This is a genomic window from Enterobacter cloacae complex sp. I2 (assembly GCF_014896205.1).
GTDB lineage: Bacteria > Pseudomonadota > Gammaproteobacteria > Enterobacterales > Enterobacteriaceae > Enterobacter > Enterobacter quasihormaechei.
The window spans coordinates 67,211-83,256 of the sequence record NZ_JADBRA010000009.1 but is presented as its reverse complement, the minus strand read 5'-3'; the positions used below and the strand labels follow the sequence as shown (position 1 = coordinate 83,256).

Genomic DNA, 16,046 nt, shown 5'->3' with positions numbered 1-16,046 from the left:
ATTTTAAGCAACTGATTTTAAAAATGAATAATTCCCAGGATCCGATTTAATGGGGTATATCGTCGCATTAACCGGCGGCATCGGTAGTGGTAAAAGCACCGTTGCGCAGGCGTTTGCTCGTCTCGGCATCACGATTATCGACGCCGACATCATTGCCCGTCAGGTGGTAGAACCCAATACACCCGCCTTAAACGCCATCGAAGCGCATTTTGGTCGCAGTGTTATACAGGCTGACGGCACCCTGAATCGTCGGCAGCTGCGCGAGTGCATATTTTCCGATCCTGTGGAAAAAGCCTGGCTTAATGCCCTGCTCCACCCCATTATCCACCAGGAAACCCAGCGTCAAATTGCCGCAGCCCGTTCGCCCTATGTGTTGTGGGTGGTCCCGTTACTGGTTGAAAATCAGCTTCATAATAAAGCAGACAGAACGCTGGTGATTGACGTTTCCCGCGAAACGCAAATCCAGAGAACCATGGCGCGTGACCACGTTTCACGCGAGCATGCTGAACAAATTCTTGCCGCACAGGCCACGCGCGAAGCGCGCCTCGCCGTTGCGGATGATGTTATTGATAATAACGGCGCACCAGATGCCATTGCATCGGATGTTGCTCGTCTGCACGCGCAGTATCTGACCTTCGCCGCGCAGGCCGTTGCACAGGAAAAACCATAATGTCGACTCATATCCTTTTTGAGCACCCGCTTAACGAAAAAATGCGTACCTGGCTACGCATAGAATTCCTTATTCAACAGCTTTCACAACATCTGCCCGTCAACGATCACGCTACCGCGCTGCATTTTTTCCGCAACGTGGGCGATCTGCTGGATGTGATTGAACGCGGCGATGTCCGCACGGAGCTGTTGAAAGAGCTGGAGCGCCAGCAGCGTAAATTGCAGGCCTGGGCCGAAGTCCCGGGCGTCGATCAAAGTCGCATCGACGCTCTACGCCAGCAGCTGAAAAACAGCAGCACAACGCTGATGGCTGCGCCGCGCGTTGGGCAGTTTTTACGAGAGGACCGTCTCATTGCGCTGGTGCGCCAGCGCCTGAGCATACCGGGCGGGTGCTGTAGCTTTGACCTGCCAACGCTGCATATGTGGTTGCACATGCCGCAGGAGCAGCGCGATCGTCAGGTAAACAGCTGGCTGGGCAGCCTGGAGCCGATGAATCAGACGTTATCGCTGATCCTCGATCTTGTGCGTAACTCCGCCCCGTTCCGCAAGCAAACCAGCCTCAACGGTTTCTATCAGGATAACGGCGACGACGCCGATCTTCTGCGTCTGAATCTGGCTCTTGGCGAGCAGCTTTATCCGCAAATTTCCGGGCATAAAAGCCGTTTCGCGATCCGCTTCATGCCGCTGGACAGTGAACATGGCACCGTGCCGGAACGCCTCGATTTTGAACTGGCCTGTTGTTAAGGAGTGCCGATGTCTGACGTAACCACCGTAAACTGCCCAACCTGTGGGAAAACTGTCGTCTGGGGAGAAGTGAGTCCGTTTCGCCCGTTCTGCTGCAAGCGCTGTCAGCTTATAGACCTGGGCGAATGGGCGGCGGAAGAGAAACGCATTCCCAGCGAAGGCGATCTCTCCGATAGCGATGACTGGAGCGAGAACCAGCAGTAACCTCTGAAGCCTGCTGGCGCTTCGCTTAGCAGGCCTACAGGTTGCCCGTTAGCCGGGATATGACGGGCGCATTTGCCGGAGGAAATTTTTCGGCATCACTCGCGTGAAGCGTAACCCAGCCCCCCGGTTGCCCCTCTTTACCCCACGGTTCACCTTCCCAGCTTTCCACCAGCCAGAACCACAGCGTGATGTGCCTGTCCGGAAACTGGTATTCCAGCTTATCAAACAGCGTTGCGCCAAGCGGAGTAATGCCGACCTCTTCCTGAAGCTCGCGCACCAGCGCCTGCTCCGGTGTTTCATCGGATTCAATTTTCCCGCCCGGAAATTCCCATTTGTTCGCCATGTGCGCATCGGCGGCGCGTTGGGTTATGAAGATCTGATTTTGCGGGTTGCGAATGATCCCGACAGCAATTTGCAGTGTTTTCATCGTGTCACGTCCATAAAAAAGGCGCAGAAGTCTGCGCCTTTTCGAGTGGTTATGTCTTAGCTCAGGCGGCCGTGGCACGCCTTGTATTTTTTGCCGGAACCGCATGGGCACGGATCGTTACGACCGACCTTACGATCGCCCGTCTGCGCGGCGATTGCCGCTGCGGCTTCGCTTTCATCGGTCTGGTGGCTCAGCTGCTGCATCTGCGCCAGACGCTCAGCTTCTTCACGACGCTGCTGCTCCATCGCTTCCACCTCTTCCGGCATACGCACCTGAACTTTGCTCAGGGTGCTGATGACTTCATACTTCAGCGATTCCAGCATGGCAGCAAACATGGCGAAGGATTCACGCTTGTACTCCTGCTTCGGATCTTTCTGCGCATAACCACGCAGGTGGATACCCTGACGCAGGTAATCCATTGCTGCCAGGTGCTCTTTCCACAGGGAATCCAGCGTCTGCAACATAACGCCTTTCTCGAAGTGACGCATCATCTCAGCGCCAACCACTTCTTCTTTACGCTTGTAGACGTCCAGTGCGGTTTCGTAGATACGCTCGCGCAGCGTCTCTTCGTGCAGCTCAGGCTCTTTGTCCAGCCACTCTTTGATTGGCAGCTCGAGGTCGAAGTCATTTTTCAGACGTTCCTGCAAGCCTTCGATATCCCACATCTCTTCCAGAGACTGCGGCGGAATGTGCGCGTCGATAGTGGCTTTGAACACATCTTCACGAATGCTGTTGATGGTTTCGCTCACGTCAGACACGTCCAGCAGTTCGTTACGCTGGGTGTAGATCGCACGACGCTGGTCGTTGGCCACGTCATCATATTCCAGCAGCTGCTTACGAATATCGAAGTTGCGGCTTTCCACTTTACGCTGGGCGTTAGCAATCGCTTTAGTCACCCACGGGTGCTCAATGGCTTCACCAGGCTTCATGCCCAGTTTACGCATCATGCCGGACACGCGATCGGAGGCGAAAATACGCATCAGCGCATCTTCCATAGACAGGTAGAAGCGGGAAGAACCGGCATCACCCTGACGGCCCGCACGGCCACGCAGCTGGTTATCGATACGACGAGATTCGTGACGCTCGGTACCAATGATGTGCAGACCACCGGATGCCAGCACCGCGTCGTGACGCACCTGCCAGTCGGCTTTGATCTGCGCGATCTGCTCTGGCGTTGGGTTTTCCAGCTCTGCGACTTCAGCCTGCCAGCTACCGCCGAGCATAATATCGGTACCACGACCCGCCATGTTGGTGGCGATGGTCACGGCAGCCGGATAACCCGCCTGAGCTACGATATCCGCTTCTTTTGCGTGGAACTTAGCGTTCAGTACGTTGTGTTTAATGCCCGCTTTGGTCAGCTCGTTAGACACCACTTCGGATTTCTCGATGGAGATGGTCCCCACCAGTACTGGCTGCCCCTTCGCAGTGCGATCGCGAATATCTTCGATGATCGCCTGAATTTTTTCCGCTTCGGTCATGTACACCAGGTCCGGCATATCCTTACGGATCATTGGACGGTTGGTTGGCACCACCACGGTATCCAGCTTGTAGATAGAGCTGAATTCAAACGCTTCGGTATCTGCGGTACCGGTCATCCCCGCCAGCTTCTCGTACAGACGGAAGTAGTTCTGGAAGGTGATGGATGCCAGCGTCTGGTTTTCGTTTTGAATGTCCACGCCTTCTTTCGCTTCCACGGCCTGGTGCAGGCCATCGGACCAGCGACGGCCCTGCATGGTACGACCGGTGTGTTCATCGACGATGATGACTTCACCGTCTTTCACAATGTAGTCAACGTCGCGGGTGAACAGCGCGTGCGCGCGCAGTGCGGCGGTCACGTGGTGCATCAGCATGATGTTGCTCGGGGAATACAGGGACTCGCCCTCTTCCATAATGCCTTCAGCCACCAGCAGCTCTTCGATTTTCACCAGACCGCGTTCGGTCAGGTTCACCTGGCGCGCTTTTTCATCCACGGAGAAGTGACCTTCACCCTGGAAGGTATCGGAGTCTTCTTTCTCCTGACGCAGCAGGTGCGGAATGATTTTGTCGACTTTACGGTACATCTCGGAGCTGTCTTCGGCCGGGCCGGAGATGATCAGCGGGGTACGCGCTTCATCGATCAGAATGGAGTCAACCTCATCCACCAGCGCATAGTGCAGCTTACGCTGGACGCGCTCTTCCGGGCTGAACGCCATGTTGTCGCGCAGGTAGTCGAAGCCGTATTCGTTGTTCGTTCCGTAAGTAATATCCGCGTTATAGGCTTCACGCTTGGCAGGTGCCGGCAGGCCGGACATGTTAATGCCGACGGTCATGCCGAGGAATTCGAACAGTGGACGGTTGTTTTCGGCGTCACGCTGCGCCAGGTAGTCGTTGACGGTAACAACGTGAACGCCTTTCCCGGTCAGCGCGTTCAGGTAGGCCGGCAGCGTAGCGGTCAGGGTTTTACCTTCACCGGTACGCATTTCCGCGATGCAGCGCTCATTGAGCACCATGCCGCCCAGCAGCTGTACGTCGAAGTGACGCATGCCAAACACACGCTTACTCGCCTCACGAACGACGGCAAAGGCTTCCGGGATCAGGCTTTCTAAGGTTTCGCCTTTTTCCAGGCGCGCGCGGAACTCCGCAGTTTTCGCCTTCAGCTCATCATCAGAGAGCTTCTCCATCGCCGGTTCCATACCGTTGATGACGTTTACAGCTTTGCGCATACGGCGCAGGGTACGATCGTTACGACTACCAAAAACTTTGGTTAATAATTTGATTAGCATAATAAATTCTCAAACGCCCCAGACGGGCAGATAAATTAAGGTATTGAAAAAGATTAATTTAGCTGAGGCGCAGAGGCCCGGCACGGATGCCGTGAACCTGGCTAATCCATGTCGAAACAGAGAAGGAGGAAGGGGGAACAAATTCGGTTTGTGCCGTCTGGCTTACGGCCACAGGCGGCTGATTGTCCTGCGTCAGCAGCGCATTAAGCGTATCGAGCAGGGCAAGATGCTGGGCCTGAACCGGCAGCGTTTCTTCAGCAACGGGCATCGTCTGCGGCGCCATCGCGAACGACAGATGGCGGATAACCGTGCGAATGGCGTGTTGCTGCCAGTAATCAACGGAGAAATTGGGACGACGGCTGGCTTCAAGCCAGGCGAGATTAGTAAAATTAACCCGCGTGGTGAGATCGTGTTTGGTCGTCGTGGAACGTGCTGGCGTTGCCGCGTCTGCACTGTTGCTGAGCACAGGCAAGCCGAGACTCGCCGCGACCATCCCTAATAAGAGATGCGGCCAGAAGTAACGTCTGCCAAATTGTCGCCAGCGCGTCAGTATTCCGCTCACTTGCTCCACCACGTTCGCCCGCCGGTGCAGGCTGAATTCACTTATTCTTTTTTTAGCGCCCAGATATTACCACTAAAGCCAATACACGGCAGCAGGAATGACACCTTGCAGCAGGTAAAAACGGTCAATAATGCAGCGAACACACCGTTATTCGGCACCTGACACGCGCCAGGGGTGAGAGGGGCAAATCAAAGAAAGGCAGAAATAAAAACGACTGGCTTCCCTGGTCGGAGAGAGTACCAGGTGAACCAGTCGCTTTTCTTACGAAACGGGTTTAACCGTTACGCCAGGACCATAGTCGGTGCTTTGAACGCCAGCGGCAGTTCAGCTTCGTCTTCGAAGGTCACATATTCCCAGGCTTCCTGTTTTGCCAGGACTGCCTGCAACAGTTTGTTGTTCAGTGCATGACCGGATTTAAACGCGGTAAAGGCACCAATGATATTGTGACCACACATGAAGAGGTCGCCGATCGCATCCAGCATTTTGTGACGAACAAATTCATCTTCAAAACGCAGGCCGTCTTCGTTCAGTACGCGATAATCGTCAACAACGATGGCACAATCGAAGCTGCCGCCCAGGCACAGGCCGCGGGACTGCAAATATTCGATATCACGCATGAAGCCGAAAGTACGCGCTCGGCTGATCTGACGCATAAACGCATCCGCAGAGAAGTTCATCGCGTAGCGCTGGGTGCTGGAATCAATCGCCGGGTGGTTAAAATCGATGGTGAAGTCCAACGAGAAACCATTGTACGGTTTGAATTCAGCCCATTTGTCGCCATCTTCGACGCGAACGGTCTCTTTAATGCGAACAAATTTCTTCGCGCAGTTCAGTTCTTCGATGCCGGCATCCAGCAGCAAATAAACGAACGGAGCAGCACTCCCGTCCATGATCGGGATTTCTGGCGCATCGACTTCAACAATAATGTTGTCGATACCCAGACCCGCCAGGGCGGCGTTCAGGTGCTCTACGGTAGAAATCCGCACGTCATGCTCGTTCACCAGACAAGTACAGAGCATAGTATCACGCACAGATTTGGCATCGGCCGGAAAATCTACCGGTGGATTCAAGTCGGTGCGACGATAGATGACCCCGGTATTGGCCGGCGCAGGGCGTAACGTCAGTGTGACTTTCTTGCCGGTATGTAAACCGACACCCGTCGCCTGAACGATACGTTTAAGTGTCCTTTGTTTGATCATCGTATAATCTCGCCAAATTAACTATCCAACCGAGAGTGTATATCACTAACGGTGGGCCAGTTTAGCACAAAGAGCGCAAATCCCCAAATTCCAGCCAATTCTTAGTCAGCTTGCTTACGCAGGAACGCCGGGATATCCAGATAATCTGGCTCTTTTGCCGTTTGTGGTGTCGGGTCGTTCACCACTTTCGCCGCCGGTTTTTGCTCCTGAGTCAGAGGCGCCATACCGTGCTGCTGGTAACGATCCATCACCGGCTGCTGAGTCTGTTTGTTGGTTACCAGGGTGATCTCAGGACGCTTGTCCATACCGATACCGGTGGCGACAACAGTCACACGCAGTTCGTCGTTCATTTCCGGATCAAGTGACGTACCGATTACCACGGTCGCGTTGTCAGAGGCGAACGCACGGATGGTGTTACCCACGGTTTCGAACTCATCCAGACGCAGGTCAAAGCCAGCGGTGATGTTGACCAGCACGCCGCGCGCACCGGACAGGTCGATATCTTCCAGCAGTGGAGAAGAGATCGCCATTTCAGCCGCTTCTTCCGCACGGTCTTCGCCGCTTGCCACGCCAGAACCCATCATCGCGTAGCCCATTTCGGACATCACGGTGCGAACGTCTGCAAAGTCAACGTTCATCAGACCAGGACGGGTAATCAGTTCAGCGATACCCTGAACCGCGCCTTTCAGCACGTCGTTTGCTGCGCCAAAGGCGTCCAGCAGAGAAATACCGCGACCCAGCACTTTCAGCAGCTTGTCGTTCGGGATGGTAATCAGAGAGTCCACGTGCTTGGACAGCTCGGTGATACCCTGCTCCGCGAAAGCCATACGCTTCTTGCCTTCAAAGTTGAAAGGCTTGGTCACGACAGCAACGGTCAGAATACCTAAATCTTTTGCGACTTCCGCCACAACGGGTGCTGCACCGGTACCTGTACCGCCGCCCATACCCGCTGCGATGAAGACCATGTCAGCACCGTCCAGTGCAGCGCGCAGCGCTTCACGATCTTCTTCAGCCGCGTTACGGCCCACTTCCGGGTTAGCCCCTGCTCCCAGACCTTTGGTGATGCCACCACCGATCTGAATGGTCTGGCCAACAGCCGTTTTACGCAGTGCCTGTGCATCGGTGTTCACCGCGAAGAATTCAACACCTTCAATGCGCTCGCGCACCATATGCTCTACGGCGTTACCGCCGCCGCCACCGACGCCGATGACTTTAATCACCGCGTCGTTGGTTAATTCCATTGGTTCAAACATAGTTTCTCTCCGTTGTGCCTGTCGCCCGAGACCGCTAATTCTCTCCGGTCTCTTAAAAAATTAAAATTCTTTTCGCAACCAGGTGTTAAGTCGTTTGACCCACGACCCCACCGAGACGCGTTTTTCCACCTCTGCTTCACCACTTAAATGGGACTCTTTCCCGTAGTGCAGCAGGCCCACCGCCGTTGAATAGTACGGCTCCTGAGCATAATCCGTTAAACCGGTAATATTCAGCGGCGCACCGATGCGCACCTGCGTATGGAACACGCGCTGAGCGCAGGCCGCAAGACCTTCAATTTGCGCTGCCCCGCCGGTTAATACAATCCCCGCCGCGAGATGATGTTTCACACCCTGCTGGCGAAGCTGTTCCTGTAACTGCAAAATCTCTTCGTTGACCAGGTTGAGCAGCTCGGTATAGCGCGGCTCAATCACCTCTGCCAGGGTCTGGCGTTGCAGGCTGCGCGGCGGTCGCCCACCTACGCTCGGCACTTCAACGCTTTCGTCTTTGCCGACGATAGAGCCCAGCGCGCAACCATGGCGCACTTTAATCGCCTCTGCGTCGCTCGGTGGCGTACCAAAGGCGTAAGCGATATCGCTGGTCACCACATTCCCGGCATACGGGATCACTTTGGTGTGGCGCAACGCACCGCCGGTATAGACAGCCATGTCCATTGTACCACCACCAATATCCACCACACAGACGCCCAGTTCACGTTCGTCTTCGGTCAGCACGGAATAGCTCGCGGCAAGACCGGCGAAAATAAGTTGGTCAACTTTCAGGCCACAACGTTCAACGGCTTTTACAATGTTCTTCGCCATATCGTTGTGACATGTGATCAGGTGCACTTTTGCCTGCATACGCACGCCCGACAGACCGACCGGATTCTTGATGCCTTCCTGGTAGTCGATCGCGTATTCCTGCGGGATCACATGCAGCACACGGTGCTCGTCGCGAACGCGCACGGATTTCGCCGTGTGGACAACGTTCTCAACGTCTTCCTGCGTCACTTCTTCTTCGGAAATCGGCACCATACCGATTTCATTCTGGCAGCTGATGTGCTTACCAGAAAGGGCCAGATAGACAGAGGAAATCTGGCAATCTGCCATCAATTCAGCCTGGTCGATGGCGCGCTGAACGCATTTCACCACCGACTCAAGGTCGTTTACCCCACCTTTATCCATACCACGGGACGGGCAGCTGCCCACGCCAATGATATTGACCATACCGTCGGGCAGAACTTCCCCTACTAAAGCGGCAACCTTCGCGGTGCCAATCTCCAGTCCTACTACCAATTTTCTGTCCGTCGACTTGATCATTGTTGTTCTGCCTGTACCTGTGCCTGATTCTGTTGCTGATTAGGTTCCTCGACCGGAGCCGGCTCCCAACCGACTGCTGCGCCTGAGTCATAGCGCAAATCAACGTAGCTTATCCGTTTGCCATCCGTCTGCGCCTGCTGCTGTAAAACCGGGTAAAGTTCTACAAAACGCGCCAGACGTTTCATTGTGTCGCCGCGGCCAAGGTTGAGCTTAATGCCGTTCGTAAGCGTCAGCTGCCAGGAGCGGCGCGCCGTCATCGCAGCTTCTTTTAACGCAAAACGATCCTTAGCCAGCACCTGCCCCATCTCACGAAAACCCTGCAAGACTTCGTTTTCGCTGCCTTCCGGGCCATACAACATCGGTAAATTCTGCTTGTTGACACGATCGCTCGGGACGCTGAACGAATTTCCGTCTACGTCAACCATATGCTGATCATTCCAACGCGCAATCGGCACATATTCAACCAGATGAATCTTCAATTCATCAGGCCATTGCTTTCTGACACTCGCCTGTTTAATCCAGGGCAGACGTTCAATCTGACTCTGGATAATGTTGACGTCCTGCGTCATAAAGGTGCCAGGCGACCCCAGTGCCAGAATAGACTGGCGAATGTCATCGTTACGCGTGTAGTGACGTTCCCCGGTCACCACCAGCTTCGACAGCGGCAACCGCTGCGCGTCTTCCATCCAGCCCAGCACCATCCAGCCGCTGATAAACACGGTGCACAGCACTCCGAGCAGGAATATGATACCTGCAAGACGCGTACCATTACTCCGGCGCGAAGAAGTGTATTCTTCTTCCTCGCGGTTGCGCGTGTTCAATGCAGCCTGAGACATATCAGCCCGCCTGGTCCAGAATACGTACGACTAACTGCGAGAAACTCATTCCTGCCTGACGCGCCGCCATTGGCACAAGGCTATGGCTGGTCATACCCGGAGACGTGTTTGCTTCCAGCAGATAAAATTGCCCGTCACCGTCGAGCATCACGTCGATGCGTCCCCAGCCACGGCATCCCAGAACATTCCAGGCTTTAAGCACCAGAGACTGTAATTCGGCTTCGCGTTCTGCTTCAAGGCCACCAGGACAGAAATATTGCGTCTCATCAGAGAGATACTTCGCCTCATAATCATAGAAGACTCCCGCAGGTTGGATGCGAATTGACGGTAAAATTTCTTCGCCAAGCATCGCGACGGTAAATTCCGGCCCGCTGAGCCATTTTTCAATCAATACTTCTTCATCGTGTTGAAATGCCAATGCTAAAGCGGACGCTAAATCGTCAGCTTTATCCACTTTGGACATTCCCACGCTCGACCCTTCGCGGCTCGGCTTGACAATAACCGGTAAGCCCAGCGCGGCAATGCGTGTATTAATGCTGTCCGACAGGCCCAATTCATATTCGCGACGCGTCAGTGCAACCCATGGCGCAACGGGCAGGCCCGCACCCTGCCACAGCAGTTTGCTGCGCAGTTTATCCATAGAGATGGCAGATGCCATCACGCCGCTGCCGGTATACGGCATACCGATAAGCTCCAGCAGCCCCTGTAACGTGCCGTCTTCACCGCCGCGACCGTGCAACGCGATGAAGGCTTTATCGAAGCCCATCGCTTTCAGCTGCGTAACGTCTACGTCTTTCGGATCAACCGGGTGCGCGTCGACGCCCCCTTCACGCAGGCCCGCCAGCACGGCAGCGCCCGAATTCAGAGAAACCTCGCGTTCGGCGGAGGTGCCGCCAAACAGGACAGCAATCTTATCAGCCATGACGCTCGTCCTCCTGAGTTTGCGGCTTCAGTTTGATTTCAGCTAAGGTACGGGCGATTTTGCCGATATTTCCTGCACCCTGAATCAGGATCAGATCGTTGCCTGTCAGGACCGGGGCAAGCATTTCTGCCACCTGTGCCGGGTCGGGAACCAGAATAGGATCCACTTTACCTCGTCCACGGATGGTACGACATAAAGAACGACTGTCCGCACCCGGAATCGGATTTTCGCCTGCGGCATACACGTCCAGCATCAGCAGGGTATCGACCTGCGAAAGCACGTTGGCAAAATCGTCGTACAGATCGCGGGTACGCGTGTAACGGTGCGGCTGGAAGATCATGACCAGATTCTTTTCTGGCCAACCCGCGCGTGCCGCTTTGATGGTGGCGTCCACTTCGGTCGGATGGTGACCGTAGTCGTCTACCAGCATCGCAGAACCTGGCTTACCGTTTACCGGCTCCAGTGGGAATTCACCGAGGAAGTCGAAGCGACGGCCCGTTCCCTGGAAGCTTTCCAGCGCGCGCAGGATCGCCTCATCGTCAATGCCTTCTTCTGTCGCAACCGCCACGGCCGCAGCCGCATTCAGGGCGTTGTGGCGTCCCGGCGCGTTCAGGGTGACACGCAGCAGGTCTTTGTCCTGACGTGCAAGGGTGAAATGCCCCTGCGCACCAATCTGCTTGTAATCTTCTACGCGTACGTCAGCGTCTTCGCTGAAACCATAGGTGGTGATTTGACGCCCGACGCGCGGCAGCAGCTCGCGGATCACCGGATCGTCCACGCACATTACCGCACGGCCATAAAACGGCAGATTGTGCAGGAAATTAATGAAGGTTTGCTTTAAGTTCTCGAAGTCGCCCTGGTAGGTATCCATATGGTCAGCTTCGATATTGGTGACGATCGCCACCATGGGTTGCAGATGCAGGAACGACGCGTCGCTCTCATCCGCTTCCGCAATCAGATAACGGCTGTGACCCAGACGCGCATGTACGCCAGCGGCTTTCACCAGACCACCGTTGACGAACGTAGGATCGAGACCCGCTTCCGCATAAATGCTGGAAACCATGGCCGTGGTAGTGGTTTTGCCGTGCGTACCGGCCACCGCAATGCCGTGACGAAAACGCATCAGTTCCGCCAGCATTTCCGCGCGACGGATCACCGGAATACGCGCCTCATGCGCGGCAACGATTTCCGGGTTATCGGCGGAAATGGCGCTGGATACCACCACCACGCTCGCATCGCTCACGTTTTCCGGGCGATGATTGAAATAGATAGTCGCCCCAAGCGACGCCAGCTGCTGCGTAACAGGGTTTGGCGCCAGGTCAGACCCGCTGATCTGATAGCCTTCGTTAGCTAACACTTCGGCAATACCGCCCATGCCGGCACCACCGATGCCGACAAAGTGAATGTGCCGGACGCGACGCATCTCGGGCACGATAGAACGCAGTTTTGCCAGTTGTTGTGTATTCATTCTCTAAACGCCATCGACTACTTCAAAAAAATCGTGCAGCGCAACACGCGCTGCGAGAATTATGCCTGGGCTGCCAGGCTCACTTCTTTTGCCACCCGTTCCGTTGCATCCGGGATAGCGGTCGCGCGCGCGCGTTGCGCCATCTCCAGTAATACATCCCGGTTCCAGCCCGCCAGGGTAGCGGCGACCGCCTCAGCGGTAAATTGTGGCTGCTCAAAAATTTTCGCCGCGCCCGCTTTCTCCAGCGGCAGCGCATTCCAGTACTGCTGTCTGTCTTTGTGCTGGAACGGCACGAACAGCGCAGGCAGGCCGGCGGCAGCGATTTCGCTCACCGTCAGCGCGCCCGAACGACAGACCACGACATCGGCCCAGGCATAGGCTGCGGCCATGTCATCAATAAATTCAGTGACCTTATGCTGCGGCTGACCTTCTGACGCGTAGGCCTGCTCAACGGTCTGCTGTGCGCCCTTCCCGCTCTGGTGCCAGATGGTCACGGCATCACCCAGTTTTGCCGCAACCTGCGGCATCGTCTGGTTTAAGATACGTGCGCCCTGTGAACCGCCAACCACCAGCACACGCACCGGTCCTTCGCGACCGGCCAGACGCACGTCCGGCAGCGGCAGCGCCAGCACGTCTACGCGCACCGGGTTCCCTACGACATCTGCTTTCGGGAATGCCCCAGGGAAGGCCTGCATCACTTTGGTGGCAATTTTCGCCAGCCATTTGTTGGTCAAACCGGCAATACCGTTCTGCTCGTGCAGAACAACGGGGATCCCCAGCGACCACGCCGCCAGTCCGCCAGGGCCGGAAACGTAACCGCCCATACCCAGTACGACGTCAGGCTTAAAACGCTTCATAATGGCGCGCGCCTGACGCCAGGCGTTGAAAATACGCACCGGGGCCAGCAGCAGCGCCTTAATCCCTTTGCCACGAAGGCCGGAAATACGAATAAAGTCGATCTCGATACCGTGCTTCGGTACCAGGTCGGCTTCCATGCGGTCTGCGGTTCCCAGCCAGCGTACCTGCCAGCCCTGATCCATTAAATGGTGCGCAACCGCCAGCCCCGGGAACACGTGTCCGCCGGTACCGCCTGCCATCACCATTAACCGCTTCGGTTGATTCATCGTGAACCTCGTGTAAACGCCTGGGCTTTCTCCAGACGCGTTTCATAATCTATGCGTAACAAAAACATGATGGCCGTCGACATGATCAACAGACTCGAACCACCATAACTGATCAGCGGCAGCGTCAGGCCTTTGGTTGGCAGCATACCCGCTGCGGCCCCAACGTTTACCAGCGCCTGGAAGCTAAACCAGATACCAATTGAGCAGGCCAGAAAACCGGAGAAACGGTGATCGATCTCCAGCGCTTTACGGCCAATCGACATGGCGCGGAAAGCGACGAAGAATACCATTAATAGCGCCAATACCACACCGATATAACCCAGTTCTTCCCCAATAATGGAGAAGATGAAGTCGGTGTGCGCCTCCGGTAAATACTCCAGTTTTTGCACCGAGTTGCCCAGGCCTTGCCCCCAGACTTCGCCGCGGCCAAACGCCATCAGCGACTGCGTCAGCTGATAGCCGCTGCCGAACGGATCTTCCCACGGGTTCCAGAACGAGGTTACGCGGCGGATACGGTATGGCTCGGCCAGGATCAGCAGCACAACCGCCGAGATCCCCATTCCGATAATGGCGATGAACTGCCACAGCTTTGCGCCCGCCAGGAACAGCATCGCCAGCGTTGTGACAAACAGTACGACTACCGTACCGAGGTCGGGCTGCGCCAGCAGCAGGATCGCGAGCACCAGAATCACGCCCATCGGTTTTAAGAAGCCGCGCAGGTTGTTACGAACCTCGTCAACTTTACGCACCAGGTAGTTCGCCAGGTAGCAGAACAACGAAAGCTTGGTGAACTCCGCAGGCTGAATACGCAGTGGACCAAAGGCGATCCAGCGCGATGCCCCGTTAACGGAGCTCCCGACTACCAGTACAATCAGCAGCATAATAATCGACGCAATCAGCATGGCCGTACTGTGCCGCTGCCAGAACGTCATCGGCAGGCGTAAGGTGATCATCGCCAGGCAGAACGCCAGAATGATGTACAGCCCGTCACGCTTGGCAAACAGGAACGGATCGTTTGCCAGACGTTGTCCAACGGGCATTGACGCCGAGGTGACCATGATAAAGCCGATTGCTGCCAGCCCCAGCGTGAGCCAGAACAGCATACGGTCATACATGATCAGGCTGTCGGAATCTTTATCCCGGGAAGCCATCACCCAGCCTTTCAGCGCCTCAAACAGCCACACCAGGATGCCAAATCCTGGCAGGCGCGGCATTCTCAGGCGAGGGAGTGAAAAACGCATCAGCCTAACTCCTTCGCCAGGCGGGTAAAGAGATCGCCCCGCTGTTCGAAATTCTTAAATTGGTCGAGGCTGGCGCAGGCAGGCGACAGCAGCACCATATCGCCGGGCTTCACGCGCGGGGCAATAAGGCGCATCGCCTGCTCCATGGTCTCGGTTTGCTCGGCAACCTCAGGACGCAGCGCCGCCAGCTCGCGACCGTCGCGGCCAAAGCAGTACAGGCGCACGTTATCGCCGCCGAGATACGGCTTCAGCGAGGAGAAGTCGGCCGATTTACCGTCGCCGCCCAGCAGCAGGTGCAGCGTGCCGTCAACGTGCAGGCCGTTCAGCGCGGCCTCGGTGCTGCCCACGTTGGTGGCTTTGGAATCATTAATCCAGCGCACGCCGTTATGCTCCAGCGCCAGCTGGAAACGGTGCGCCAGGCCGGTAAAGGTGGTCAGCGCTTTCAGGCTGGACGATCGCGGCAGGTCAACGGCATCCGCAAGCGCCAGCGCCGCCAGGGCATTGGTGTAGTTATGCTGGCCGGAAAGTATCATCTCTTTCACGTTCAGCACCTTCTCACCTTTCACCCGCAGCCAGGTTTCGCCCTGCTGACGGTTGAGGTGATAGTCACCCATGTTAATACCGAAGCTAATGCAGCGATCGTCCGCGCCGCGCACCGGCATGGTGAGCGCATCATCGGCGTTCACCACGCAAACGTTGGCATTTTCATAGACGCGCAGCTTGGCCGCGCGGTACTGCTGCAAGCCGAACGGGTATCGGTCCATATGATCTTCGGTGACGTTAAGGATCGTCGCCGCCGCCGCATGCAGGCTTGTGGTGGTTTCCAGCTGGAAACTGGAAAGCTCCAGTACAAACAGCTCACAGCCTTTATCGAGCAGCATCAACGCGGGCAGACCAATGTTACCGCCCACGCCGACATTTTTACCCGCCGCTTTCGCCATCTCACCCACCAGCGTGGTGACGGTGCTTTTACCGTTTGAACCGGTAATGGCAACGATCGGGGCCTGCGCCTCCCGGCAGAACAGTTCGATATCGCCAACGATCTCAACCCCGGCATCCGCCGCGGCGCTCAGCGAAGGGTGCGCCAGCGCCATGCCCGGGCTGGCAACAATCAGATCCGCGGCCAGCAGCCACTCATCATTCAGACCACCCAGGTGGCGTTCAACCTGCTCCGGCAGCTTGTCCAGACCCGGCGGAGAGACACGCGTATCCATCACGCGCGGCGTCACGCCACGCGCAAGGAAAAAGTCCACGCAGGAGAGCCCGGTCAGGCCCAACCCGATGATAACGACTTTTTTGCCCTGGTAATCTGCCATGA

At 56.1% G+C, this 16,046-nt stretch carries 15 protein-coding genes; 3 read left to right on the top strand and 12 right to left on the bottom strand.

What is annotated here, in order from left to right:
• Positions 1-49: 49 nt before the first annotated feature.
• Genes coaE through yacG form a run of 3 tightly spaced genes read left to right on the top strand, consistent with a single transcriptional unit; the run spans position 50 to position 1,617 of the window.
• Complete coding sequence (gene coaE / locus IM300_RS09760) at positions 50-670, top strand: dephospho-CoA kinase (RefSeq protein WP_193033795.1); 621 nt, start codon at positions 50-52, stop codon at positions 668-670.
• Entirely contained in the window at positions 670-1,413 is a 744-nt protein-coding gene (zapD, locus tag IM300_RS09755; RefSeq protein ID WP_063450650.1) for a cell division protein ZapD, read from the top strand. The genes coaE and zapD overlap by 1 nt, the downstream gene beginning before the upstream one ends.
• A gap of 9 nt (positions 1,414-1,422) precedes the next feature.
• Positions 1,423-1,617 carry a DNA gyrase inhibitor YacG gene (gene yacG / locus IM300_RS09750; RefSeq protein ID WP_003856332.1) on the top strand — a complete coding sequence of 65 codons (195 nt, stop codon included), beginning with the start codon at positions 1,423-1,425 and terminating at the stop codon, positions 1,615-1,617.
• A gap of 34 nt (positions 1,618-1,651) precedes the next feature.
• Here yacG and mutT read toward each other — a convergent pair whose 3' ends face one another.
• The 12 genes from mutT to murD all read right to left on the bottom strand — a co-directional run bounded on the left by mutT (position 1,652) and on the right by murD (position 16,044).
• Positions 1,652-2,044 carry an 8-oxo-dGTP diphosphatase MutT gene (gene mutT / locus IM300_RS09745; protein ID WP_193036313.1) on the bottom strand — a complete coding sequence of 131 codons (393 nt, stop codon included), beginning with the start codon at positions 2,042-2,044 and terminating at the stop codon, positions 1,652-1,654.
• A gap of 56 nt (positions 2,045-2,100) precedes the next feature.
• Complete coding sequence (gene secA, locus IM300_RS09740; RefSeq protein ID WP_063450652.1) at positions 2,101-4,806, bottom strand: preprotein translocase subunit SecA; 2,706 nt, start codon at positions 4,804-4,806, stop codon at positions 2,101-2,103.
• A gap of 58 nt (positions 4,807-4,864) precedes the next feature.
• The gene (gene secM, locus IM300_RS09735; RefSeq protein WP_112792031.1) at positions 4,865-5,368 is read right to left on the bottom strand and encodes a secA translation cis-regulator SecM; all 504 of its coding nucleotides are present in this window, start codon (positions 5,366-5,368) and stop codon (positions 4,865-4,867) included.
• A 281-nt stretch (positions 5,369-5,649) separates the two neighbouring features.
• The gene (gene lpxC / locus IM300_RS09730; RefSeq protein ID WP_006810110.1) at positions 5,650-6,567 is read right to left on the bottom strand and encodes a UDP-3-O-acyl-N-acetylglucosamine deacetylase; all 918 of its coding nucleotides are present in this window, start codon (positions 6,565-6,567) and stop codon (positions 5,650-5,652) included.
• Positions 6,568-6,668: 101 nt separating this feature from the next.
• Positions 6,669-7,820, bottom strand: a complete 1,152-nt coding sequence (gene ftsZ, locus IM300_RS09725; RefSeq protein WP_003856338.1) for a cell division protein FtsZ — start codon at positions 7,818-7,820, stop codon at positions 6,669-6,671.
• 60 nt (positions 7,821-7,880) lie between these two features.
• A complete protein-coding gene (gene ftsA, locus IM300_RS09720) occupies positions 7,881-9,137 on the bottom strand; it encodes a cell division protein FtsA (RefSeq protein ID WP_003856340.1) in 1,257 nt (418 codons plus the stop codon).
• Entirely contained in the window at positions 9,134-9,973 is an 840-nt protein-coding gene (gene ftsQ, locus IM300_RS09715) for a cell division protein FtsQ (protein WP_063450653.1), read from the bottom strand. Before ftsQ ends, ftsA begins: the two co-directional genes overlap by 4 nt.
• Before the next feature lies 1 nt (position 9,974).
• Complete coding sequence (locus IM300_RS09710; RefSeq protein WP_193036311.1) at positions 9,975-10,895, bottom strand: D-alanine--D-alanine ligase; 921 nt, start codon at positions 10,893-10,895, stop codon at positions 9,975-9,977.
• On the bottom strand, positions 10,888-12,363 hold the full coding sequence (gene murC, locus IM300_RS09705) for a UDP-N-acetylmuramate--L-alanine ligase (protein WP_063450655.1): 1,476 nt from the start codon (positions 12,361-12,363) through the stop codon (positions 10,888-10,890). The genes IM300_RS09710 and murC overlap by 8 nt, the downstream gene beginning before the upstream one ends.
• A gap of 59 nt (positions 12,364-12,422) precedes the next feature.
• Positions 12,423-13,487: an undecaprenyldiphospho-muramoylpentapeptide beta-N-acetylglucosaminyltransferase gene (murG, locus tag IM300_RS09700; protein WP_193036309.1), complete on the bottom strand. Its 1,065-nt coding sequence runs from the start codon at positions 13,485-13,487 to the stop codon at positions 12,423-12,425.
• On the bottom strand, positions 13,484-14,728 hold the full coding sequence (ftsW, locus tag IM300_RS09695; RefSeq protein ID WP_063450657.1) for a cell division protein FtsW: 1,245 nt from the start codon (positions 14,726-14,728) through the stop codon (positions 13,484-13,486). Before ftsW ends, murG begins: the two co-directional genes overlap by 4 nt.
• Entirely contained in the window at positions 14,728-16,044 is a 1,317-nt protein-coding gene (gene murD, locus IM300_RS09690) for a UDP-N-acetylmuramoyl-L-alanine--D-glutamate ligase (protein WP_131636670.1), read from the bottom strand. Before murD ends, ftsW begins: the two co-directional genes overlap by 1 nt.
• Between the last annotated feature and the right edge of the window lie 2 nt (positions 16,045-16,046).

What these genes read in the sequence shown, in the direction of transcription:
- mutT (WP_193036313.1), bottom strand. Translation starts at nt 2,044, where the DNA reads ATGAAAACACTGCAAATTGCTGTCGGGATCATTCGCAACCCGCAAAAT.
- coaE (WP_193033795.1), top strand. Translation starts at nt 50, where the DNA reads ATGGGGTATATCGTCGCATTAACCGGCGGCATCGGTAGTGGTAAAAGC.
- ftsZ (WP_003856338.1), bottom strand. Translation starts at nt 7,820, where the DNA reads ATGTTTGAACCAATGGAATTAACCAACGACGCGGTGATTAAAGTCATC.
- murG (WP_193036309.1), bottom strand. Translation starts at nt 13,487, where the DNA reads ATGAATCAACCGAAGCGGTTAATGGTGATGGCAGGCGGTACCGGCGGA.
- yacG (WP_003856332.1), top strand. Translation starts at nt 1,423, where the DNA reads ATGTCTGACGTAACCACCGTAAACTGCCCAACCTGTGGGAAAACTGTC.
- secA (WP_063450652.1), bottom strand. Translation starts at nt 4,806, where the DNA reads ATGCTAATCAAATTATTAACCAAAGTTTTTGGTAGTCGTAACGATCGT.
- IM300_RS09710 (WP_193036311.1), bottom strand. Translation starts at nt 10,895, where the DNA reads ATGGCTGATAAGATTGCTGTCCTGTTTGGCGGCACCTCCGCCGAACGC.
- murC (WP_063450655.1), bottom strand. Translation starts at nt 12,363, where the DNA reads ATGAATACACAACAACTGGCAAAACTGCGTTCTATCGTGCCCGAGATG.
- ftsA (WP_003856340.1), bottom strand. Translation starts at nt 9,137, where the DNA reads ATGATCAAGTCGACGGACAGAAAATTGGTAGTAGGACTGGAGATTGGC.
- ftsW (WP_063450657.1), bottom strand. Translation starts at nt 14,728, where the DNA reads ATGCGTTTTTCACTCCCTCGCCTGAGAATGCCGCGCCTGCCAGGATTT.
- zapD (WP_063450650.1), top strand. Translation starts at nt 670, where the DNA reads ATGTCGACTCATATCCTTTTTGAGCACCCGCTTAACGAAAAAATGCGT.
- murD (WP_131636670.1), bottom strand. Translation starts at nt 16,044, where the DNA reads ATGGCAGATTACCAGGGCAAAAAAGTCGTTATCATCGGGTTGGGCCTG.
- ftsQ (WP_063450653.1), bottom strand. Translation starts at nt 9,973, where the DNA reads ATGTCTCAGGCTGCATTGAACACGCGCAACCGCGAGGAAGAAGAATAC.
- lpxC (WP_006810110.1), bottom strand. Translation starts at nt 6,567, where the DNA reads ATGATCAAACAAAGGACACTTAAACGTATCGTTCAGGCGACGGGTGTC.